Annotated in this window: 18 protein-coding genes; 5 read left to right on the forward strand and 13 right to left on the reverse strand. The window is 64.9% G+C overall.

Annotation, left to right across the window (positions count from 1 at the left end):
* Window positions 1–36 precede the first annotated feature (36 nt).
* From AB5Y59_RS06195 to AB5Y59_RS06205, 3 genes are all read right to left on the reverse strand, one after another.
* A complete protein-coding gene (locus AB5Y59_RS06195; protein WP_113068824.1) occupies window positions 37–849 on the reverse strand; it encodes an AraC family transcriptional regulator in 813 nt (270 codons plus the stop codon).
* An 11-nt stretch (window positions 850–860) separates the two neighbouring features.
* Window positions 861–1,394, reverse strand: a complete 534-nt coding sequence (locus AB5Y59_RS06200; RefSeq protein WP_049637270.1) for a YbhB/YbcL family Raf kinase inhibitor-like protein — start codon at window positions 1,392–1,394, stop codon at window positions 861–863.
* A gap of 177 nt (window positions 1,395–1,571) precedes the next feature.
* On the reverse strand, window positions 1,572–2,828 hold the full coding sequence (locus AB5Y59_RS06205) for an adenylosuccinate synthetase (protein ID WP_368211663.1): 1,257 nt from the start codon (window positions 2,826–2,828) through the stop codon (window positions 1,572–1,574).
* A gap of 190 nt (window positions 2,829–3,018) precedes the next feature.
* Between AB5Y59_RS06205 and AB5Y59_RS06210 the strand changes: the two genes are divergently transcribed.
* A complete protein-coding gene (locus AB5Y59_RS06210) occupies window positions 3,019–3,921 on the forward strand; it encodes a LysR family transcriptional regulator (RefSeq protein WP_202042988.1) in 903 nt (300 codons plus the stop codon).
* A 63-nt stretch (window positions 3,922–3,984) separates the two neighbouring features.
* Here AB5Y59_RS06210 and AB5Y59_RS06215 read toward each other — a convergent pair whose 3' ends face one another.
* Together AB5Y59_RS06215 and AB5Y59_RS06220 are read right to left on the reverse strand one after the other, a co-directional pair.
* Window positions 3,985–5,340, reverse strand: a complete 1,356-nt coding sequence (locus AB5Y59_RS06215) for a TAXI family TRAP transporter solute-binding subunit (protein ID WP_368211664.1) — start codon at window positions 5,338–5,340, stop codon at window positions 3,985–3,987.
* A 148-nt stretch (window positions 5,341–5,488) separates the two neighbouring features.
* Window positions 5,489–6,628 carry a MalY/PatB family protein gene (locus AB5Y59_RS06220; protein ID WP_368211666.1) on the reverse strand — a complete coding sequence of 380 codons (1,140 nt, stop codon included), beginning with the start codon at window positions 6,626–6,628 and terminating at the stop codon, window positions 5,489–5,491.
* A 164-nt stretch (window positions 6,629–6,792) separates the two neighbouring features.
* On the opposite strand from AB5Y59_RS06220, the gene AB5Y59_RS06225 reads away from it, so the two are divergent.
* A complete protein-coding gene (locus AB5Y59_RS06225; RefSeq protein WP_069652864.1) occupies window positions 6,793–7,965 on the forward strand; it encodes an MFS transporter in 1,173 nt (390 codons plus the stop codon).
* Between the two features lie 71 nt (window positions 7,966–8,036).
* Here AB5Y59_RS06225 and AB5Y59_RS06230 read toward each other — a convergent pair whose 3' ends face one another.
* Window positions 8,037–8,921, reverse strand: coding sequence for a LysR family transcriptional regulator (locus tag AB5Y59_RS06230; protein ID WP_010673891.1), 885 nt, complete (start codon window positions 8,919–8,921; stop codon window positions 8,037–8,039).
* Window positions 8,922–9,010: 89 nt separating this feature from the next.
* A complete protein-coding gene (locus AB5Y59_RS06235) occupies window positions 9,011–9,766 on the reverse strand; it encodes a YciK family oxidoreductase (RefSeq protein WP_323919116.1) in 756 nt (251 codons plus the stop codon).
* Window positions 9,767–9,990: 224 nt separating this feature from the next.
* Between AB5Y59_RS06235 and sohB the strand changes: the two genes are divergently transcribed.
* Window positions 9,991–10,998 (forward strand): protease SohB, encoded by a 1,008-nt coding sequence (gene sohB / locus AB5Y59_RS06240; protein ID WP_323919117.1) that lies wholly within the window; start codon window positions 9,991–9,993, stop codon window positions 10,996–10,998.
* Window positions 10,999–11,228: 230 nt separating this feature from the next.
* On the opposite strand, the gene astB is transcribed toward sohB, so the two are convergent.
* Window positions 11,229–12,566, reverse strand: coding sequence for an N-succinylarginine dihydrolase (gene astB, locus AB5Y59_RS06245; protein WP_041212608.1), 1,338 nt, complete (start codon window positions 12,564–12,566; stop codon window positions 11,229–11,231).
* A gap of 360 nt (window positions 12,567–12,926) precedes the next feature.
* On the opposite strand from astB, the gene topA reads away from it, so the two are divergent.
* Window positions 12,927–15,548, forward strand: coding sequence for a type I DNA topoisomerase (gene topA, locus AB5Y59_RS06250; protein ID WP_039040523.1), 2,622 nt, complete (start codon window positions 12,927–12,929; stop codon window positions 15,546–15,548).
* A gap of 115 nt (window positions 15,549–15,663) precedes the next feature.
* Entirely contained in the window at window positions 15,664–15,834 is a 171-nt protein-coding gene (locus AB5Y59_RS06255) for a hypothetical protein (protein WP_164882089.1), read from the forward strand.
* 83 nt (window positions 15,835–15,917) lie between these two features.
* Here the strand turns inward: AB5Y59_RS06255 and AB5Y59_RS06260 are convergent, their stop codons facing one another.
* The 5 genes from AB5Y59_RS06260 to AB5Y59_RS06280 form a co-directional block, all read right to left on the reverse strand.
* Window positions 15,918–16,268: an MGMT family protein gene (locus AB5Y59_RS06260; protein ID WP_368211667.1), complete on the reverse strand. Its 351-nt coding sequence runs from the start codon at window positions 16,266–16,268 to the stop codon at window positions 15,918–15,920.
* A gap of 66 nt (window positions 16,269–16,334) precedes the next feature.
* The gene (locus AB5Y59_RS06265; RefSeq protein WP_368211668.1) at window positions 16,335–17,888 is read right to left on the reverse strand and encodes a methyl-accepting chemotaxis protein; all 1,554 of its coding nucleotides are present in this window, start codon (window positions 17,886–17,888) and stop codon (window positions 16,335–16,337) included.
* A gap of 192 nt (window positions 17,889–18,080) precedes the next feature.
* Window positions 18,081–19,937 (reverse strand): beta-N-acetylhexosaminidase, encoded by a 1,857-nt coding sequence (locus AB5Y59_RS06270; protein ID WP_201968696.1) that lies wholly within the window; start codon window positions 19,935–19,937, stop codon window positions 18,081–18,083.
* A 67-nt stretch (window positions 19,938–20,004) separates the two neighbouring features.
* On the reverse strand, window positions 20,005–20,877 hold the full coding sequence (locus tag AB5Y59_RS06275; RefSeq protein ID WP_368211669.1) for a BadF/BadG/BcrA/BcrD ATPase family protein: 873 nt from the start codon (window positions 20,875–20,877) through the stop codon (window positions 20,005–20,007).
* A gap of 104 nt (window positions 20,878–20,981) precedes the next feature.
* On the reverse strand, window positions 20,982–22,709 hold the full coding sequence (locus AB5Y59_RS06280; protein ID WP_368211671.1) for a glycoside hydrolase family 9 protein: 1,728 nt from the start codon (window positions 22,707–22,709) through the stop codon (window positions 20,982–20,984).
* Window positions 22,710–22,812: the final 103 nt, after the last annotated feature.

Genomic DNA, 22,812 nt, shown 5'->3' on the forward strand with positions numbered 1-22,812 from the left:
ATCACCCGGTTACACGAGGTTACATAGTCTTGTGTTTTAGTAATTATTTACTTTCGTGGTGGCAGTCAGCGAGAGAGAGGAGGGGCAGGTACGCAGGTATTGGTGGGGGGTCAGGCCGAACTCCTCCTTGAAGCGCGCGGCAAAGCGGCCGGGGGAGTCGTAGCCACAGGCGAGGGCGGTCTGAAGCGGCGTGAGCCCCTGTTGCAGCAGGGTGAGGGCGTGCCCCAGGCGTACCTGGGTCAGCACCTGGCGAAAGCTGCGTCCCTCGGCGGCCAGCTTGCGGACCAGGGAGGCGCGGCTCATGGCGAAGTGGGTCGCTACCGTCTCCAGCCGGTGATCAAGACCAGGCTCCACGCTGAGGTAACGGGCCAGCCGCTCCCCCAGGGTCATGGTGGTGGCAGGAAAGAGCAGGCCAAGGCCCCCCGCTGCCCTGAGCTCGCCATAAAACCCTTGCAGCAGCTGGGTCTGGGCCGTCTCGCAGAGCTGCCGCTGCGCCATGGTGGTGACGAGATCGAAGCAGAAGGCGAGGGCCGACGTCACCCTGATGGCCGGTGGCTTGAGGAGATCGAGGGTGCTCTCTGCCAGCCACTCGGCCGGTGGCGGGGCCAGCAGGGTGAGCGCCTGGGAGCGAAACGTGCCCTGCTCCGGCTGGTTGACGAAGGTGAGCCGGTGACCCGCCGGGATCAGCAGCCAGCTCTCCTTGTCAAAGGAGAGGCGTTGCTCCCGCCACCACAGCTGCTTGCGGCCCTGCTGCACCCAGATGAGGGTCGGCGCGTAGATGAGCACCCGGCGCAGGGGCTGCTGGCGGATCCCGAAGTAGTGATTCAGTTGCAGCAGGGGCGTGCTCATCGGGCGGGCTCCTAGGGGGTGGTGAAGGTGGCGGTCAGGGTGGCCTTGCCAAGGGCCAGGCTGTTGAGCATGTAGCCTACCATGGCGGGCGGGGTGTTGGCCTTCACCTCCAGCGCCTTGGGCAGGGCCCAGACGGTGAACTGGTAGCGGTGCATGCCGTGACCGGCGGGTGGGCAGGGGCCGCCATAACCCTGGGTACCGTAGTCGGTGCCAAGCTCCAGCCCCTGTTTGATCTTGCCGGAGGCATTGCTCGGCAGCTCGCTCTGGCTGGCCGGCAGGTTCACCACCAGCCAGTGCCACCAGCCGCTGCCGGTGGGGGCGTCCGGGTCATAGGCGGTGATGGCGACGCTCTGGGTGCCGGCGGGCAGGCTCTGCCAGCTCAACTGGGGGGAGCGGTTCTCGCCGCTGCAACCAAAGCCGTTGAAGCTGAAGACCTTGTCCATGGGTTCACCCTCGCGGATGTCGGTACTCTTGAGGGTCATGGCGCCGGCGGGCAGGGCCGCGAGGCAGAACAGGGGCAGCAGCGGGATAATGGGGGATCTCATGATGGGCACTCCTTTGTGTGAATATGGCATTCACTCTAAGGGGGCTGGCTCAAAACAGAGTGCCCGTATGGCTCAAATTATGCCATGGAGGCGGCTTTTGTGAGCTGTTCGGGGCTTTTGAGGGGCATAAAAAAACCGGCATCCTGGGATGCCGGTTTTTGGGAGAGGCGAGGGGCCTTAGCGCAGGATCATCTCGTCACGGCCCGGGCCGACGGAGACCATGGGCACCGGCACGCCCAGCAGGGCTTCGATGCGCAGCACATAGTTCTGGGCAGCCTTGGGCAGCTCGGCGAAGGTGCGGCAGGCGCTGATGTCTTCGCTCCAGCTCTCCATCTTCTCGTAGACGGGGGTGAGGGCGGCGGTCTGCGGCCAGATCGGGTTCTCGGTGTGGGCACCTTCGTAGGCCACGCAGATCTTCAGATCCGGCAGACCGGTCAGGCAGTCCAGCTTGGTCAGGGCCACTTCGGTAGCAGCCTGCAGCTCGACGCCGTTCTTGGTGGCAACGGCATCGAAGTAACCTACGTCACGAGGACGGCCAGTGGTGGCGCCGAACTCGTTGGTGATCTTGCGGAACTCGTCCTGGTTCTCCATGGCGGTCAGCAGGGTGCCGGTACCGACGGAGGAGCTGAAGGCCTTGGCCACGGCGATGACGCGCTCCGGGCGCAGGCCCGGCAGACCGCCACCGATGCCGGCGTAGGCGCCGGAAACGTGGGAGGAGGTGACCCAGGGGTATTCGCCGTAGATGAGATCACGGCCGGCACCCAGCTGGGCTTCGAACAGCAGGGTCTTGCCTTCGGCTTGCAGTGCCTTGAGGGGCATGCTGACGTTGCAGACGGCGTCCAGCCAGGGAGCGGACACTTCCAGCAGCCAGTCGGCCATCTCCTGGGCGGTCTGGGTGAATTCGAAGTCCGGATAGAGAGCCTTCATTTGCGGCAGTTTCCAGTCCAGCATGAACTGGATGCGCTCGACCAGCACGTCCGGCTGTTTCAGCCAGCCCACCAGGATCGCCTTTTTCATGACCCGATCACCGTAAGCCGGGGCGATGCCCTGACGGGTGGAGCCGTAGGCGCCGTCACCCAGGCGTTGCTCTTCCAGGGTGTCTTCCAGCGCGTGCAGCGGCAGGCAGAGGGTGGCACGGTCAGAGATGGCGAGCTTGGGCATGACGCCGGAGGCCTTGACCTCTTCCAGCTCGACGGTGAGCTTCTCGGGGCTGATCACCATGCCGGGGCCCAGCACGACCAGGCAATCCGGGTTGAAGACGCCGCTCGGCACCTGGTGCAGCTTGAAGGTGCCCAGATCGTTGACCACGGTGTGGCCGGCGTTGTTGCCGCCCTGGAAACGAATACTGGCGCCAGCCTGGCCTGCCAGATAATCGACGATGCGGCCTTTGCCTTCATCACCCCAGTTAGCACCTACGACTACGATAGACGACATGACTCTTTCTCCTAAGACGTTAGGCGTCCATCCTAGGAGCCCCGTGAGGATTAGAAAAATTAATTATCTTTATAATTCCGATAAGAAAGCCATATAATTCCGGTGCCATTATCGACACCGCGCTCCCTTGCGTGGTGCCCGTGCCCTGGCGGCGCTGGCCCTGCCACCGACCCGGGAGAAGAGGAACCCCATGCTGGACATTCACTGGCTGCACACCTTCGTCACCCTGGCCCGGTTGCAGCACTTCGGCCAGACGGCCACCGAACTGCACATGACGCAACCCAATGTGAGCCTGCACCTCAAGAACCTGGAGCAGGCGACCCGGGTCAAGCTGGTGGAGCGCAGCCCGTTTCGCCTGACCCAGGCGGGGGAGCGGCTGCTGCAAAGCGCCGAGCGCGCCATCAACGAGTTGCAGCTCTGCCAGTCCGATCTCAATGCCCTGAGCCAGTTGAGCCAGGGGACGCTCGCCATCGCCGCCAGCGACATCATCTCGCGCCTGCTGCTCATCCAGCCGTTCCAGCGCTTCAAGCAGGCCTTCCCCGGCATCGACCTCACCCTGTTCAACACCACCTCGGATCAGGCGGCGGATCTGGTGCGGGCGGGCAAGGCGGATCTGGGCTTCGTGATGGCACAAAAGCGCAGCGAGCCGCTCTTCTACACCGAGTTGCAGCAGGTGACCTGGTGTGCCCTGGGGCACGGCCTGGCCCGCTGGCAGGCGCGGGCCAACTCGGGGGAGAGCGATCCTCTGGACGAGCCGACCCTGATCCTGCTGGGGCACGACACCCGGACCCGGGCATTGATCGACCCCTCCCTGCCCCTGCTCGGTCTGCCGAGCTGCCGCATCATGGAAGTGGGGAGCGTGGATGCCCAGCTCGACTGGGCCGAGGCGGGCTTTGGCGTCGCCATCGTGCCGGATTTCTCCCTTCACCCCAGGCTCAAGCTGACCGCCCCGGTGACCCGGCTCACCGATTTTCCCGGTACCAGCCTGGGGTACGTGGTGCGCCAGAACCAGGTGCTGTCGCGGGCCATCAAGCAGCTGCTGCACTGGGTGGAGGAGGAGATCCAGAATCCGGCGCTGCTGCTGGCGCCGTGACAGGCCAGGCGCCCGTTCCCGATAACCAAGAGGCCACCCCCGGGGTGGCCTCTTGGTTGGTGTTCATTGCCCGGCGGGGGCTGTGGTCTCCACCGCGTGGCTGGGCGGGCTGGCCGGCATGGCCTCCGGTGATGGCGCCTCCAGCGGCGTTGCCGACGAGGCGGGCGCCTCAGGCGGTGTCAGGGGATGGCCTGGTGCCAGGGTTGCGCTGCCCGGTGTGGGCGGCTCGGTCAGTGCCGGGGCCTGGTTGGTGGAGGCCGCCCCCGAACTGGTTGAGAGGGTCGCGGCGGCCGGCTGCTCCGGCAAGGTGTCGGACCCCTCCAGTGGCGCGGTGCCTTCCAGGGGGCCTGTCCCATCGGTCGGTGTGGCCGCGCTGCTCGCCGGGGACAAGGTCGGCAAGGCACCCGATGTCGCCCCGGCACCGGATGCCGTGAGGGTGTCCGCCGGGAGGGTGGGCACGGCATCCAGCATGCCGGGATGGAGCAGGGCGATGCTACCCGCCTGCATGCCTTCCCAGGTGAGGGTGGTCAGTGCCGGATGCAGCCGGGTGAACTGCTTGAGCCGCTCGTTCAGCACGTCCCGCAGGGTGCGCACCTCGCTCTCGGGCAGACTGGCCAGCGCCACCAGTTCGGCGGTGACGGCGAAGGTATTGACGCCGCTTGTCTGCCCCGGATAGAGGTTGGCGCCGATGCGGCTGCGATCATAGTAGGGGTGCTGCTTGAGCAGCTTGTCCACCTGTTCCCCCTCGATGGGAATGAGGCGGGCCTGACAGCGGCCGGTGAGATCGCCGATGGCCTGATTGGGGTGACCGGCGACCACGAAGGCGGCATCCAGGGTGCCGTCACAGAGCCCCTCCAGCCGGTTGCCCGGGGAGATCACGGGCGGGCGGCTGAAGTCGGCGATCCGCCACCCCATGGCATCGAGCAGGGCCCGGCTGGTGACCCTGTCCCCGGAGTTGGGGGCGCCGACATCGACCCGCTTGCCCTTGATGTCGGCCAGGGTGGTGATGTTGCTGGTGGCGCTGGCAATCAGGGTCAGGGACTCCTTGTGGAGCCGCAACAGGCTGCGCAGCTGATCGTCCGGGGCCTGGCCCGCGAAGGGGCCGGTGCCGTGCACCGCATGGTAGAGCACATCCGACTGCATCAGGGCGAGCTGTACCTCCCCCTTGGCGAGGGCCGCCAGATTGGCGATGGAGCCCGAGGTACTCTGCACCGTGCAGTGCAGGCCGTGGCGGGCACTCTCCTCGTTGAGCAGGCGGCAGATGGCCCCCCCTGTCGGGTAGTAGACACCGTTGAGGGCTCCCGTGCCGATGGTGACATAGGCGGGGGAGGCGAAGAGGGAGGGCGCCAGCATGGCCGCGAGCCAGGGCAGGGCGGTACGTGACAGACGCAACAGGGCAGAGAAGGCGAATGGGCGCATAGTGGACCGAAACCGTGGCTGAACATGAGGAGGAGGCGGGCTCATCCGGTGATGAGCCTCATCTTATCCGTATCAGACGGGAAGCTGAACGGATTTTACCGCTTTTGCGCGCACCGGGCGGCCTGGGGCCGCCGCCCGGGACGGTTCGCTAGCGGGTCTGGAGAATGGCTTTCTCCATCCGGGCCAGGGCCTCGGTGAGACGGGCCCGGGTGCAACCAAAGTTGAGTCGCACGAACTGGCCGTTGCCGAACTGGGCTCCGGGGGAGAGACCCACGCCCGCCTGTTCGAAGAAGGCGACGGGATCGTCCAGGCCCAGGGCGCTCATGTCGATCCAGGCGAGGTAGGTGGCCTGGTTGCGGGCCAGCTTGACGCCGGGCCAGCGGACCACGGCCTGCTCGATCAGGGCCAGGTTGCCGGTCAGGTAGTCGAGCTGTTCATTCAGCCACTGCTCGCCCCCCTCATAGGCCGCCTCGGCCGCCACGAACCCCAGCAGATTGACGTCGGCGCTGATGCCGCGCATTGCCTGTTGCAGCTTGAGCCGCAGGCGGGCATTGGGGATCACGGCGAAGGAGCAGCACAGCCCCGCGATGTTGAAGGTCTTGCTCGGCGCCATCATCACCGCGGAGCGCTCGGCCGCCTCCGGGCTCAGGGCACCATAGGGGATGTGGCGGGCGTCCTTGTCCAGCAGCAGGTCGCAGTGGATTTCGTCGGAGCAGATCACCAGGTTGTGGCGCTCGGCGATGGCGTCGATGGCCAGCAGCTCTTCCCGGGTGAAGACGGTGCCACCCGGGTTGTGGGGGTTGCACAGCAGCAGCAGATCCGCCGAGGGGGCCTGACGCTCAAGCTCTTCGAGATCCAGCACCCAGCGGCCTTCTTCCTCCACCACGGGGACGGTGAGCAGGGGGCGGTCATTGAAGCCCGGTGCCTGCAGGAAGGGGTAGTAGACCGGCTTGGGGGTGATGATGCCGCGCCCGTGCTGGCTCCAGGCCTTGCAGGCGAGATTGAGGCCCGGCACCACCCCGGGCAGGAAGACGAGCCACTCGGTCTGGATGGTCCAGCCATAGCGCTGCTGCATGCGGGTCTTGATGAGTTCGATCAGCCGGGGAGAGGGGCGCGAATAGCCGAAGATGCCGTGGGCGACCCGTTTGGTAAGGGCCTCCAGTACGGCGGGGGGAGAGACGAAGTCGGTGTCTGCGACCCACATGGGCAGGACATCCTGACCCTTGTATTTGTCCCATTTCAGGCTCATGGTACCGCTGCGATCTATTTCCCGGTCAAAATCAAACATGTTAAATCCTTGTACTGGCGCTGGATGGGCTTCCAATGTACGGACTTGGACGCCCCCCCGCAACCCTTGAGGTGGCTGTTGATAATGACATAAAATAGCCGCCGCCATACGCCAAGCCCGCCCGCATCTGGCTCCTTTTTTTCTTCCATATCAATGGTATCTCTATGAGTTTGCTGTCTGTTGCCCGCAAGAGGCCGGATCCCGTCTCTCTCTCGTTTCTCGCCGTGACCTTCATGACCGGGGTGGCGGTGGCGCTGCAGGTGCCGACCTTGAGCCTGTTTCTGGCCGAGGAGGTGCAGGTGCGCCCCTTCCTGGTGGGGCTCTTCTACACGGTGAACGCGGTGATCGGCATCCTCATCAGCCAGTGGCTCGGCCACCGCTCCGACAACAAGGGGGATCGCAAGCAGCTGATCCTGCGCTGCTGCTTCGCCGGTATAGTGCTCTCCCTGCTGTTTGCCTGGAACCGGCAGTACTGGTTGCTGGTGAGCCTGGGGGTGCTGCTGGCGAGCCTGACCGCCACCGCCAGCCCGCAGCTGTTCGCCCTGGCGCGGGAATACGCCGACAGCCGCAACAAACAGGCCGACATGTTCAGCTCGGTGCTGCGGGCCCAGTTCTCCCTGGCCTGGGTGATTGGGCCGCCCATCGCCTTCGCGCTCGCCATCGGCTACGGCTTCAAGGTGATGTATCTGGCCTCGGCGCTGGCCTATGTCATCTGCGCCTTCGTGGTGTGGCGCTGGCTTCCCTCCCTGCCGCTGCCGGTGATGGACAGCGAGGTGGAGCGGGTGAGCAGCTGGCGGGATCCGTCGGTGCGGGCGCTCTTCATCGCCTCCACCCTGATGTGGACCTGCAACAGCATGTACCTCATCAACATGCCCCTCTACATCACCCGCGAGCTGGGGCTGGAGGAGAAGCTGGCCGGTTTGCTGATGGGCACGGCGGCGGCCCTGGAGATCCCCTTCATGCTGCTGGCGGGCTACTACACCCGGCGCTTCGGCAAGCGGCCCATGATGCTGCTGGCGGTGCTGGCCGGGGTCGGTTTCTATGGCGGTCTCGTGACCCTGTCGAGCCAGCATGCCCTCATTGCGCTGCAACTGCTCAATGCCATCTTCATCGGCATCGTGGCCGGCATCGGCATGTCCTATTTCCAGGACTTGATGCCGGGGCGCGCCGGAGTGGCGACCACGCTCTTTTCCAACAGCATCCGCACCGGCTCCATCATGGCGGGGGCCATCGCGGGGACGGTGGCGGAGCTCTGGAGCTTCCACGGGGTCTTCATGGTGGCGGCGGCCCTGGCGCTGATGGCGCTGGCCGCCTGCTGGCGGGTCCCCAACGTATAGGGGATGCAAAAGGGAGCCGATGCCCGGATGAGCGGGCACCAGTGCCCCGGTCGTGCGGGGAAGAAGCGGCCTTACCTGGGGTTCTCTCCCTGGTATTCGATGCGCAGGCAGCGCAGCAGCAGCTCGGCCGCCGGCCCCAGCGCCTCCACCGAGGGGGTGAGCAGGTAGGTGTAGAGATAGCGCTCGTTGCCGCCGGTGAGATCGAGCTGCACCAGCGAGCCTTCGGTGAGCTCCTCCTGCACCAGATGGCGGGGCACCCAGGCGTAACCCATGCCAAGGCGCACCATGTTGAGCACCTCATGATAGTGGGTCGCCTTCCAGCCGGTGTCGTCCGCATCGTTCCAGTCCACCGAGCGGTGGATGGGGGGATGCAGGCTTATCTGGTTGTGGCTGGCCAGCACCTCGGCAGTGATGGGCTCTCCCTGCTCCGCAAGGGGGTGGCCCGCTGCGCACAGAGGAAGCAGACAGACTTCGTCCAGCGGCAGGCCGGTGCGATCCTGGGGCAGGTGCTCGGAGAGCATCAGATCTCCTGCCTGCAGCGCATTGAAGTGGCAGTGGATCCGCTCATGCAGGTTGATGCGGCAACCGCGGCTGCGGGGATAGAAGTGGGCCAGCGCCCGGTAGAGGCGCTCCCGCGGCTGCACCACGGACACATAGAGGTTGATCTGCGGCTCCCACTGCCGCTCCAGGTTGTTGGCCAGGTTCTCCAGCTCTTCCACCTGCTGGCTGAGCTGGCGCGCCCGCTTGAGGAAGATCTCCCCCGCCGGCGTCAGCACCGCCTTGCGCCCCCGCACCTCCAGCAGGGCCACCCCCAGACTCTGTTGCAGCTTGGCAACCGCATGATTGAGGGAGGATTGGCTCTTGTTCAGCGCCTCGGCAGCCTGGGCATAACCGCCGCAGTCCACCACCGCCTGAAAGATCCGCCATTGCTCAAACGTGCTCTTGGGACGAAACATAGTGCAACCTGTCTGGGGCCGATGGGATTCAACAGGGCGCGCCTTGGCACCCCCTCTTCACTGTAATCCCATCCGGTTGATTTGTTGATTTATTTGGGCTGGGCCACGAAGGTCTTGCCGCTCTGGCCCTGACTGTCACGCCCCATCAGGTAGAGATAGAGGGGCATCAGATCGGCCGGGGTCTTGAGGGTTTGCGGATCTTCCGCCGGGAAGGCGCTGGCCCGCATCCTGGTGCGGGTGCCGCCCGGGTTGAGGGTGTTGACCCGCACCCTGGTGTTCTCCAGCTCGTCCGCCAGCACCTCCATCATGCCTTCGACGGCGAACTTGGAAATGGCATAAGTGCCCCAGTAGGCGCGCCCCTTGCGGCCCACGCTGGAGGAGGTGTAGACGATGGACGCCTCGCCGTGCTCCTTGGCGGTCTGGCGAATAAGGGGCAGCAGCGCCTGGGTCAGCAGGAATTCGGATTTGACGTTGACCTGCATCACCTCGTCCCACTCCTGCTCCTGAATGTGTTCGAACGGCGACAGGGTGCCGAGCAGCCCGGCGTTGAACAGCACGCCGTCGAGGCGGCCGAACTGCTGGGCGAAGGTCTCCGCCATGCCGCGGTAGTGGGCGGCAGTAGCCCCTTTCAAGTCCACCGGCACGATGGCGGGCAGGGGGTGACCGGCCGCTTCAATCTGGTCGTAGACCGTCTCCAGCTTGGCACTGGTACGCCCGAGCAGGATCACGGTGGCGCCGTGGGCCGCATAGGTGAGGGCCGCTTCGCGGCCGATGCCGTCACCGGCACCCGTCACCAGAATGACCTTGTCCTTGAGCAGATCACGGGGGGCCTGATAGTCGAGCATGTGGACTCCTGTTAACAATGCCTGGCGGCTTGGCGCAACGAATCGAGTGGGCAAGTGTACTGACCCGGCCCGGCAGTTGACCAGTATGAGACGGCAAAAATGTGAATAAAACAGGGCGATAGCGTCGATCCCTCCGTCCTTGGCACGGGAGATGGCAGAGTTTTTGCGCGAGGGGGGCAAACTCCTTACTATGTGAAAAAACCGAACATAGCGCGGAGCATCAAGTGGCATTTTTGACCGAATACGGCCTGTTTCTGGCCAAGACCCTCACCTTCCTGCTGGCCATCGGCGCCGTCATCCTGATGGTGGCGAGCAGCCGCCAGCCCAAATCCCGCAAGGGGGAGCTGGTGGTGACCGATCTCTCCGGCGAGCTGGAGCAGGGGCGCCATCAACTGCAGGCAGCCCTGGCGGGCAAGGCCGAGCGCAAGCAGATGGAGAAGACCCGCAAGGCCGAGCACAAGGCCAAAGCCAAGAGAGAGGATGAGCGCAGCCGGCTGTTCGTCATCGACTTCAACGGCAGCATGGATGCCAAGGAAGTGGCCTCCCTGCGGGAAGAGGTGGGTGCCGTGATAGGCGTGGCCCGGCCCGGGGACGAGGTGCTGCTGCGCCTCGAATCCGGCGGCGGTGTGGTGCATGGCTACGGCCTGGCCGCCTCCCAGTTGCAGCGGCTGCGGGACAAGGACATCACGCTGACCGTGGCCATCGACAAGGTGGCGGCGAGCGGTGGCTACATGATGGCCTGCGTCGCGGACAAGATCCTGGCGGCGCCGTTCGCCATCGTCGGCTCCATCGGGGTGATTGCCCAGATGCCGAACTTCAACAAGCTGCTCAAGAAGCACGACATCGAATTCGAGATGCACACCGCAGGCCAGTACAAGCGCACCATCACCATGTTCGGCGAGAACGACGATCTGGGGCGGGAGAAGTTTCGCGAGGAGCTGGGGGCCATCCACGAACAGTTCAAGGCCTTCGTGGCCGAGCACAGACCCGGTCTCGACATCGACAAGGTGACCACCGGTGAGCATTGGCTGGCGAGCCAGGCCAAGCAGCTCGGACTGGTGGATGCGCTTTGCACCAGCGATGACTACCTGCTGGCCCAGGCCAGCCATCACAAGGTGGTCGGCATCCGCTACAGCAAACCAAGGAGCCTGACCCAGAAGCTTGGCAAGCAGGCGGCACTGGGGCTGGAGGGGGCCCTCGGCCGCCTGTGGCAGCAGAGCACCTGGCGCTGAGAACCTGTTTCGAGCTTACTGCGAGGTCGTGATCAAGGCTCATGTGCTGCTCGGAATCCTCATGTGTATCTACACACTCCGGTTCCTGCGCTGCTCTTCACCTTGCTGACGATCTCTCGCTACAGCTCGTGAACAGGTTTTATAGCTCAGTGCAAAGGACTAAAAAGAGAGCCGGGCATTGCCCGGCTCTCTTTTTTTATTGCGTCGGCTCTGCAGGCCGATGGCGCACCTCAGCGTTGGAAGGGGTAGACGGAACCCAGTTTCAGGATCTGGGTCAGCTCGTCCAGGGCGGTGCGGGTCTCCAGCACCAGGGAGGGGTCGCGCAGATCGTCCAGCGCCAGGCTGTCGCGATAGTGCTTCTCGACCCACTGATCCAGGCGGGCAAACTGGCTGTCGGTGATGAGGCAGGCCGGGTTGACCGCGGCGAGCTCGGTGTCGTTCATGGCGACCCGCAGGCGCAGACAGGCGGGGCCGCCGCCGTTTCTCATGCTCTGCTTCACGTCCATGTAGTGGACGTCCTTGATGGGGGTGCCCTGGGTCACCAGCCTGGCCAGATAGGCGGACACCGCCGGGTTGTCGCGGCATTCGGTGGGGGCGATGATCGCCATCTCGCCGGATGGCAGGGTGAGGATCTGGGTGTTGAACAGGTAGGATTTCACTGCATCCTGCACCGACACTTCGCTGGTCGGCACTTCGATGAAGTGCAGTTCCCCGTCGCCGAACTTGGTACGCACCTCGGCCAGCGCAGCCTCGGTATGGAGGAACGCCTGCTGGTGGAAGAAGAGCACGTTCTGGTTGCCCACCGCGATGACATCGTTGTGGAACACCCCCTGATCGATCACGTCCGGGTTCTGCTGAATGAAGACCGCACTCTCATCCCCCAGGCCATGCAGGCGGGCGATGGCCTGGCTCGCTTCCAGGGTCTGGCGGGCCGGATAGCGTTTGGGGGCGGGCTGGGAGACGTCGAAGGCGCTGCGGCCATAGACGAACAGCTCGACCCCCGCTTCGCCATAGGCGCGGCACAGCCGGGTGTGGTTGGCGGCGCCTTCGTCACCGAAGTGGTCGTTCTCCGGCAGATGCTGGTGGTGATAGAAGTGGCGATCGTTGTTGAACACGGCCCGCAGGATGCGCCCGGTCACCTCGGGCTCCAGGGAGCGGTGGAACTTGTTGGTCAGGTTGGCGGGGGTGAAGTGGATGCGGCCATCCTGGGTGTCGGCGCTCGGGGAGACGGTGGCGGCGTTGGCGGTCCACATGCTGGAGGCCGAATAGCAGGCGGCCAGCACGGCGGGGGCCTGTCTGGCGGCCTGGGCCAGGACGCTGGCATCATTGCCGGTGAAGCCCAGGCGGCGCAGGGTCGCGAGATCCGGCCTCTCCTGTGGCGCCAGCACGCCCTGCACCATGCCGAGGTCGGTCAGCGCCTTCATCTTGCGCAGCCCCTGCTTGGCCGCTTCCTTGGGGTTGGAGGCCTCTTTGGCGTTGCTCTGGGAGGCGACGTTGCCATAGGAGAGGCCGGCATAGTTGTGGGTGGGGCCGACCAGGCCGTCGAAGTTGACCTCGAAGTGCTTCATGATCACATCCTTTCGATTTTTATATGGGGAGCGGTTCCTTCCGCGCACAAAGCTGCGGTGTACGGCCATTATAAAGAGATTTCATCCTTTGTAACAAGCTGATAACCAGAATGGGTTTTTATGTCACAAGGGTGGCTGGATATGTCATTTCCAATCTAAAAAAGGGGGGGATATAGCATAAAAACAAAAAAGCGGTTGCTTCCCGCGCCCCGGCTTCGCATTAATAAATAAAGAAGCAGGGCGGTTCGGGCTGTCGGGCAAATTGACCCGCAAGATTGCTTTTTCCCGTCAAATCTCTTATACAGCCCCACAAAACCGCACGCCAACCCCGTCGGGTGCAATGAGGATAATAGTTACAGCATGGGCAAATCACTGGTCATCGTGGAGTCTCCGGCCAAGGCCAAGACCATCAACAAATATTTGGGCAAGGACTACGTGGTGAAATCCAGCGTAGGCCACGTGCGCGATCTGCCGACCAGCGGCAGCGCCAGCACCGAGCCCAAAAAACCTGTCATTCGCGGCATCAAGCTCAGCGAATCCGAGAAGGCGGCCAAGGATCGCAACGCCCTGTTCTCAAGGATGGGCATCAACCCGACCGCAGGCTGGCAGGCCAACTACCAGATTTTGCCCGGCAAGGAAAAAGTGGTCAGCGAGTTGCAAAGTCTGGCCGCCAAGGCCGACACCATCTATCTCGCAACCGACTTGGATAGAGAGGGGGAAGCGATCGCCTGGCACCTGCGCGAGATCATCGGTGGCGACGACAGCCGCTACAAGCGCGTGGTGTTCAACGAGATCACCAAGAGCGCCATCCAGGAGGCGTTCGCCCAGCCGTCCGAGCTGAACATTCATCGCGTCAACGCCCAGCAGGCCCGTCGTTTCCTCGACCGGGTGGTGGGCTACATGGTCTCCCCGCTCTTGTGGAAGAAGCTGGCCCGCGGCCTCTCCGCCGGTCGGGTGCAATCCGTCGCGGTGCGCCTCATCGTCGACAAGGAGCGCGAGATCAAGGCGTTCGTGCCGGTGGAGTTCTGGGATCTCAACGCCGACCTGCTCACCGCCGAGAAGAGTGAGCTGCGCATGGAGGTGGTCAGCCGCAATGGTGCCGACTTCAAGCCGGTGACCCAGGCCGAGACCTTCGCCGCCGTAGCGGCCCTGGAAGGGGTCGACTACAAGGTGGTCAACCGGGAAGACAAGCCGACCGGCTCCAAGCCGTCCGCTCCCTTCATCACGTCCACCCTGCAGCAGGCCGCTTCTACCCGTCTGAGCTTCGGGGTCAAGAAGACCATGATGATGGCCCAGCGTCTCTATGAAGCGGGTTACATCACCTATATGCGTACCGACTCCACCAACCTCAGCAAAGAGGCGGTGGACGCGGTGCGGGAATACATCGGCGAGCAGTATGGTGCCGCCTACCTGCCGAGCGATCCGAACCTCTACGGCGCCAAGGCCAATGCCCAGGAGGCCCACGAGGCGATCCGCCCCTCCAGCGTCCAGGTGACTGCCGAGATGCTGGAAGGGATGGAGCCCGATGCCATGCGGCTCTATGACCTCATCTGGCGCCAATTTGTCGCCTGCCAGATGACCCCGGCCCAGTACGACTCCTCCACCCTGACCGTCAAGGCTGGGGAGTTTGAGCTCAAGGCCCGTGGCCGCACCCTGCGCTTCGCCGGCTGGACCAAGGCCCTGCCGCCCATGGGCCGCAAGGGCGAAGACAGCCAGCTGCCGGCGGTGACCGTGGGTGAGGTGCTGAAACTGGTCAAGCTGGATCCGCGCCAGCACTTCACCAAGCCGCCCGCCCGCTTCACCGAAGCGGCCCTGGTGCGCGAGCTGGAAAAACGCGGCATCGGCCGTCCGTCAACCTACGCTTCCATCATCTCCACTATCGTCGACCGTGGGTATGTGCGGGTCGAGAGCCGCCGCTTCTTCGCCGAGAAGATGGGGGAAATCGTCACCGACCGCCTGGTGGAGAACTTCGTCGAGCTGATGAACTACGAGTTCACCGCCAAGATGGAAGACAAGCTCGACGGCATCGCCGAGGGGAGCCTGGAGTGGAAGAAGGTGCTCGACGCCTTCTACGCCGAGTTCACCCAGGAGCTGGAGCAGGCCGACAAGCCCCATGAAGAGGGAGGCATGCGTGCCAACCAGATGGTGCTGACCGACATCGACTGCCCGGATTGTGGCCGCAAGATGGGTATCCGTACCGCCACCACCGGCGTCTTCCTCGGCTGCTCCGGCTATGCCCTGCCGCCCAAGGAGCGCTGCAAGAAGACCATCAACCTGGTCAGTGCGGACGAGTTCGTCTCCGCCACTGACGGGGACGAGGCGGAAACCGATGCTCTGCGTGCCAAGCATCGCTGCGGGATCTGCGGCACCGCCATGGACGCCTACATCATCGACGACAGCCGCAAGCTGCACGTCTGCGGTCGCAACCCGGATTGCGATGGCTACGAGGTGGAGCAGGGGCAGTTCAAGCTCAAGGGCTACGAAGGGCCGAGCATCGAGTGCGATCGCTGCGGCTCCGAGATGCAGCTCAAGAACGGCCGTTTCGGTAAATACATGGGTTGCACCAACGAGAGCTGCAAGAACACCCGCAAGATCCTGAAAAATGGCGACATTGCGCCGCCGAAAGAGGATCCGGTACCCCTGCCCGAGCTGAAATGCACCCAGTCCGACGCCCACTTCGTGCTGCGGGACGGCGCTGCAGGTCTCTTCCTGGCCGCCAGCAACTTCCCCAAATCCCGCGAGACCCGTGCGCCCCTGGTGGAGGAGCTCAAGCGCTTCCGCGATCGCCTCTCTCCCAAGCACCAGTACCTGGCGGACGCCCCGGCGTCAGATCCTGACGGAAACGCCTCCGTGGTGCGCTTCAGCCGCAAGACCAAGGAGCAGTACGTGATGACCGAGGTCAACGGCAAGGCGACCGGCTGGACAGCCCATTACGACAACGGAAAATGGCAGGAGAGCCTGCCCAAGGCGAAGAAAGCCTGATGGCGACGCCGCTCACAGCATGATGAAAGAGGCCCCTTGCGAGGGGCCTCTTTGTTGGTGGATGGCGATATACTGGAATGGCTGCATGGATGGCAGCGCAAGACAGGGAGTTGTCATGGAGATACATGAAATACGGCCGGGCATGACCTGCCTGACCCGTGAAGGGACAGCCTATGTGCTGGAGGTGGACAGACAGAGTCTGCTGGTGCTTTTGCAACGGGAGGATGAGACCATCCCGGTACAGGTACGCAGCGATGACATTCTGGGGCCCATTGCCAGCGACTAGGGAAGAGAACGTGACGGAGGGCGATCACAGAGGCCCTCCCTTTGTTGCAAGAGCCCCCATCCCTTCGGGACGTGCCAGCCTCGTCAGAAGGGAACCAGAAAGAGCAGCTCGGCCAGGTCGGGCTGCCACTGCCACTCCCGCATCCTGACCCGCCCGCCAATCACGGGCACCCCCTCCACCTGCAGCAGCCCCGCTTGCCTGTCAAAGCCTGCGGATCCTTTTGGCAGCGAAATGGTGCCTGCCGCCCCCAGCACCCGGTGCCAGGGCAGCACCTTGTCGGTTTCCCGCAACACCTTGCCCACCAGTCGTGCTCGTCCGGGCAGGCCCGCGAGATCCGCCACCTGGCCGTAGCTCACCACGCGGCCGGGGGGGATCAGGGCGAGGATCGCCTCGATGCGGGCCGTCTTGTCCAGAGGGGGCGCGTTCGTTCTCATGATGATGGCTCGTCAAAAACAGCAGAAGCGCCATTGTGGCGCTTCTGTCATGGGGCTTGCAATCTGTCAGCCGAAGGTCTGGCTCAGTCCCCTGAGCTCGCGGGCCCGCCTGAGCAGCTCCTGGCTGGAGTCGTCCACCGCCTGGATCTTCTGGCTGTTGGCGCGGGAGTATTCGGAGATCTGGTGGATGTTGCGGCTGATCTCCTCCACCACCACCTGCTGCTGCTCCGCGGCGGCGGCGATCTGGGTGGAGAATTCGGTCACCTGATCGATTTCCCCCAGCACCAGGTGCAGGTTACCTGATCCCTGGCGGGTCATCTCGACACATTCCCGTGTCTGGGCCAGGTTGTCCTGCATCATGCCCTGCCAGCGTTCCAGGGTGTGCTGGATCTGGCTGATGCTGCCCTGGATCTGCTCGGTCGCCTTGTGGGTACGGGTCGACAGGGTGCGCACCTCGTCCGCCACCACCGCAAAGCCGCGCCCTTGCTCGCCGGCACGGGCGGCCTCGATGGCGGCGTTGAGGGCCAGCAGGTTGGTCTGCTCGGCGATGCCCTGGATTTCACCCATCACGCTGCCAATGCGCTCCGACTCGCTGGCGAGCTCCACCGCGGAGTGGAAGGCCTGCTCCGCCTGGCTGGCCAGCCTGGTCATCTGCTGCTGGGTCTGGTCCAGCTGTTCCACCGTGCTCTGGCAACTGCTGCGCGCCTCGGTCACCTGGCCGTTGGTGTCCTGGATGTTGCGGGCGATTTCGTGGGCGGTGCTGGCCATCTGGGTCATGGCGGCCGCCATCTGCTGGGTCTGGGCATCCTGCTCGTTGATGTCGAGGAAGGCGCGGTGTGAGGAGTCCTGCAGATCGGTTGCCAGGGCCTGAAGCGGATGAGTGGCATCGTCGACCCGCCCCAGCACGGTGCGGATCCGGGCCTGCAGCATCTTCAGGTGAAAATCGGCGATGGCACCCGGGGCATCCCCCGAATAGACCAGCCGGGTCAGGCTGTCATATTGCTGACCGAGCTGCCTGAGATAGCGGGGCAAGGCGATGAGCTCGCGCCAGTAGGCGCCCGCAATGGCGAGGGGGGGGAGCAGCATCAGCAGCGCGGTGAGGGGGCCCTGGGTGAGGGCGGCCCAGACCAGCAGCGCCAGCAGCGGCAGGCCGAGCACCAGCGGCCTGAAACGGCGCAGCGAGGGGCGGGCCGGGGTGCCCTTTTGCTCGGCCGAAAGCAGGGCCCGATAGGCCTGGGCGGCAGCCTGCTTGAGCTGGGGGTCGGGCTTGCAGCGCACCGACTGGTAGCCGCTTATCTTGCCGTGCTCGTAGATGGGGGTGACGTAGGCGTCGACCCAGTAATAGCGGCCATCCTTGCAGCGGTTTTTCACCACTCCCCGCCAGGGGTTGCCCTCCTTGAGGCGATCCCAGAGGTCGGCGAAGGCGGCCTTGGGCATGTCGGGGTGGCGAACCAGGTTGTGGTTGTGGCCGACCAGTTCATCGACCTGGTAACCGGCGATGCGGCAGAAGGCGGGGTTGGCGTAGGTAATGACGCCGCGCAGATCCGTGGTGGAAACGAGTTGCACGTCGGCGGGAAATTCCACTTCACTGTCCACGATCTGGGCGTGTTTGCGGGCCATAAGGGTAAGCTCCGATCTGTTTGCTGATTGTTATTGTGGCGGAACCGCAGGGAGGTGCAGCCCCTGTCTGGTTTCATCGGGGGCCTTATTTTGCCAACAAAGGCAGATGAAAAGTAGGGGCTAGGTTGGGTTTTTGTTGTTGATGGGTAAAAAAACGGCGACCAAAAGGTCGCCGAAAAGAAAAAGATAACACTACCTCTGTGGCACCCGGTAACGCACTTGCAACTGGTCGAGGATGTGCAGCTGGCCGGGCAGACGGGCGACGAAGTGCTCCCACACCTTGCGGGCGGGAGTGCTCCAGGCCACCTCTGCCGTGGCCAGCATGCGCGGGAACAACATGTAGTCGAGACGATCGCGAGAGGTGATCAGTTCCGACCACAAGGGGCTCAGCACCCCCAGGATGTTATCGTTGGCATGGAAATCGGCCGGGGCAGGATCGCATGCATGCACCTGCGCCAGGTTGAGGGTACCCGCCCAGTAGAGTCCCGGCTCGTGGATGTCCTGACTCCAGGCGAGATCCAGATAGAGGTGCTGGGCAGGCGCCATCACCACGGGGTAACCGGATGCGGCGGCATCCAGGCCGGCCTGGAAGCTGGTCCAGGCGAAGACGGTGGCCTCCCGGCTCACCTTGTCACCGTGCAGTATCTCCTCCCACCCCAGCATCTGCTTGCCCTTGCCAGCCAGGTAGTGCTGGCAGTGGCGCAGCAGGTGCCCCTGCAGCTCGCGGCAATCCTGATACCCCTGCTCGGCCATCAGCTGCTGGCAGGCGGGACTGTCGGTCCAGACGCCGGTGGGCACTTCGTCCCCCCCCATGTGAACCTGACTCCCGGGGAAGAGATCGCACACCTCGTCCATCACGGCGTCCAGGAACCGGTAGGTGCCGGGCAGTGCCGGGTTAAGCACGTTGTCGTCGAAATATTGCACCGAGAGGTAGCGGGAGCGGTCTGCCTCTTCCACCAGCATCTCGGGCAGCGCCTTGATGGCGGCGTGACAGTGCCCCGGGATGTCTATTTCCGGAATGATGGTGATGCCAAGCCCGGCGGCGTAGGCGACCAGCTCGCGCACCTCGCTCTGGGTGTAGTAACCGCCATAAGGGTCGGGGCCGCCGCTCAGCTGGGGCCCCACCGCCAGGCCATGGCCGCGCCAGGCTCCCACGGCGGTCAGCTGGGGGAAGGCCTTGATCTCCAGGCGCCACCCCTCGTCATCGGTGAGGTGCCAGTGGAAGCGGTTGAACTTGTAGAGGCTCATCTGCTTGAGCAGGCGCTTGAGGGTGGCGATGGAGTGGAAGTGGCGGGCACAGTCGAGGAAGATGCCGCGAAAACCGAAGCGCGGTGCATCCCGCACCGTCAGGCAGGGCAGGCTCTCTCCGTGTTGCAGCGCCCACTGGGCCAGGCTCACCAGCCCGTGGCGCCAGCCCGCCTCGCCGGCGGCCCGGATGACGATCTCCTCAGGGGTGATGGTGAGCTCATACCCCTCGGGGGGAAGTGTCGCCTCGACGAGGTGGATCTCCGCATCGTGATCCTGGGTCAGGGCCAGGCCTGTCAGCTCGTTGAAATGGGCGAGCAGGGAGGCGAGGGGAACGGGGCCGTCGACGTGGGCCCGCTCGGCCAGCCGGAAGTTGCCTTCTGTATAAATCAGGTGGGCGGGCTGGGGCACGAGGCCGTTGACGGCCTCCACCTGTGGCAGGTCGGGGCCCGGGGAGGGCGGGTTGGTCAGGCCAAGGTCTTCCCCCTCCAGCACCAGGGGTTGCAGCTGTCCCTTGCTCTCCAGGCTCAGGAAGAAACCCTTGGGCATATCGGAGTCATGCTTGAGCGGGGTGTTGCGACAGCAGAAGCGCAGCTCGCTCACCCCCTCATGGGGCACCATGACCTTGTAACTGCCGCTCTGGCGCTCCAGGGAGCCCCCTTCGATCGAGTGCGGATCGATCTGGCGGGCGAGGCAGAAGTGGAGTTTCCAGGGGGCTGCTGGCAGTTGGCTCAGGGTGAAGCGAAACCAGACATCGTCACCGTCACGGTGATCGACCCGGGTGTGGATCAGGGGTGCGGACATGGGAATTCCTCTGATGGGGTGAAGGAAACGGGAGCCTGTCCCGTAGGTGTTGTCGGCCCGGCAAGGCTCAGGGATGCAGACATGGCAGCGCCTCCGTCCTGGCAAACAGGATGGCCCCCTCCAGCGCGTCGCGCTTGGGGGCGACCAGATGGAAGTGGCCCAGACGGGGGGCGAGGCGCGTGCCGATGCCGCCCAGCAGGGCGATCCGGTCTGCCCCGAGCTGGGTCATGCCCTCCAGCAGCATGCCGAGCTGGGCACAGGTCTCATCCAGCAGGGCGGTGGCGAGATCGTCCCCGTCGCTCGCGGCATCGAACACCCAGGGGGCGAAGCGGCCATAGTCGGCCGGGATGGCGCGCGCAGCCCAGCGCACCACCTCGGCCTGATCCCGCTTGAAGTGATCCATCAGGCGCACCGCCAGGGTGCTGGGGGGCAGGATGCCGTCGTGGCAGAGCAGGGACTGCTGGATGGCGCGCAGCCCGAGCCAGGCGCCGCTGCCGAGATCCGAGACGGGGAATCCGCGACCCGAGCAGGTGCGAAGGCGTCCCTCCCGGTAGATGAGCCCCGCCGAGCCGGTGCCCGCGATCAGGATGGCCCCCTCCTGGCCGTCGAAGGCGCCGAGGCAGGCACCAAAGGCATCGGAGGTGAGCTTCACCCGCGCAAACGGGAAGGGCATGGTCAGCATGGCGTGGTAGCAGTCGGCGAGCTCGGCGGAGGCGAGTGCGAGCCCGACTCCCATCCGCTGTTCGCTCTCCCTGGGCAGACCCGCTTCGATGCGGGCCTGATCGATGGCAGCCAGCACATGACCGTGGGCGAGGGCGATGCCCAGCTCCAGATTGGAGCCGGCGGCGCGCCCCTCGCCGAGCAGCTTGCCTGCGTTGTTGCGAATGCGGGCCCGGGTGTGGGTGCCGCCGCCGTCCACCCCGACCCAGAACTCAATCATGGGGGCCTCCCTGCGCGCTTTGCCAGGTGATGGCCAGGGTAAACCTGGCTGGCGGTATGGAGGATCCAGGGCTCTCCCCGGTGCGAGTGATGTGTGAACCGCTCTCAATCATGGTGGCCTCCTTGTGCGCTCTGCCAGGTGATGGCCAGGGCGAACCAGGCGGCGTGCGGGATCCATTGCTCCCCCCAGCGCCAGTTCTGATCCAGCCGATCCTTGTACGCCTCTGGAATAAAGGCCACGTCATTTTCGTCATCGAAGCCGGCGGTGATGCCGTTGCAGATCCCCCCCTGCGCATTGGGGTAGCCGGCGGTGTATTCCGGGTTGTTGATGCCCTGACCCGCCAGCATGCAGGTGTTGAAGGGGTTTCTCCCCAGGATCCAGTCGAGCTGCTGCTGGCCGAAGGTGCGCAGCAGTGCGCTCTGCCCGGGCAGGTGCTGTGCGGCAGCAAACGCCATGGTGGCGAGCGATGCCAGCCGGGCGTTCTCCCCTTGCCACCAGTAACCGGATTCGTTGTGGTGGGGCATGAAAAAGCTCACCCGGGGCGCTTCATCGACCCCTTTCACATACTGGCGGGCGAGAGCGAAGGGATTGCCTGCCCGGGCCACGAGGGCCAGCTCGGCGGCCAGGGCCTGCTCGGCGACGGTCCGGGCCGCCCACTGGCGCGCCGGATCCGGCTCGATGGCGAGATACTCCAGCAGCGCCAGCACCGGCAGGCCGGCCTCGGCGGCGTGGTAGTAGGGGCGAGAGCCATCGTCGTTGGCGGCCCAATGGTGGCCGAGATCGGGGTGGGCGCGCTGGCGGGCGCACAGCCGGCCGGCCCGATCCCGTGCCTCGGCGAGCCACTCGGCGCCCAGCGTTCTGGTGAGCTCGACCGCCGCCAGCAGGGCGCAGTAGTCGTCGATGATGTTCTCGACCCCGTCGTCCAGGTAGGCGAGGTTGTGCTCGCGCAGGTGCAGGTAGCCGCGTCTGGCCGCGTCGGCGTACTGGCTTGTGTCAAGGTCGCCGCCAATCGGTTCCCGGGCGGCGCGGGCCAGGGCGGCGATGGTCATGCCGCCCCCCTGGCGAAAACCCGCCTGCCAGCGGGCGGACTTGATCCCCTGCTGGGTCGCATAGGCGCACAGCTCCCGCTGTTCGGGATCCTTGCTCCACTTGTCGAACAGGGTCATGTAGAAGAAGCCGCTCTCGTCCTGCATCCGGCAGAGAAAATCCGCCCCGTGCAACCCCTCGTCATTGAGCCGTTTGCACAGGTTCACCCCGTCGATGTCGTGACGTGTCGCCAGGAGTTCCCGGCACTTGAGCAGGGACCAGACCACCATGGGGGTCTGCTGGGGATTGAGGTAGTTGGCGTAGGAGAGGTGACTCAGGTACTTGCTCATGTCGCCGCTGGCGTCGAACCAGCCGCCATGTACGTCCCGGCGCTGATCGGTGCCAAACAGGCGTGCCCTGCGGTCCGCCCGATCGAAGGTGCCGCTGGCGCGTTGTCCCTTGAAGTAGTGGATGACATCGGAGAGGCAGCGGCGCGCCAGCAGCCCCCGGCCGATGGCAAAGGGGGGGGAGCGCACCAGATGCTCCTGCGCTCCTGTGGTCACGACGGCCTCCAGCCGGTAGTGGCCGGGCTCGGTGAAGGCGGAGAAATCGGCCCGCCAGTAGTGGCGCCCCTGCCAGCCGGGGACGCTCCCCGCCGCCACCAGCGGCGTCTCCAGCAGGAGGTGGTCGTCCTGCTGGCGCAGCAGCCTGACGTGGCCGCGGATATCGAGGTCGGCGCCGCACTGCAGCAGGGCACTCTTCTCCCCGTCACATTCGTAACCCACCTGGTTGATCAAAAGTTCCATCAAGGTCTTACTCCGAAGGCTCGCCCCTGGCGGGCGAGGCTCATTGCGGGGCCTTGCGGCCCCGACGCGAGGCATGGCCGGGCGACGGCGCCCGGCCGCGGGC

Source organism: Aeromonas sp. s10 (genome assembly GCF_040907975.1).
GTDB classification, from domain to species: domain Bacteria; phylum Pseudomonadota; class Gammaproteobacteria; order Enterobacterales; family Aeromonadaceae; genus Aeromonas; species Aeromonas caviae.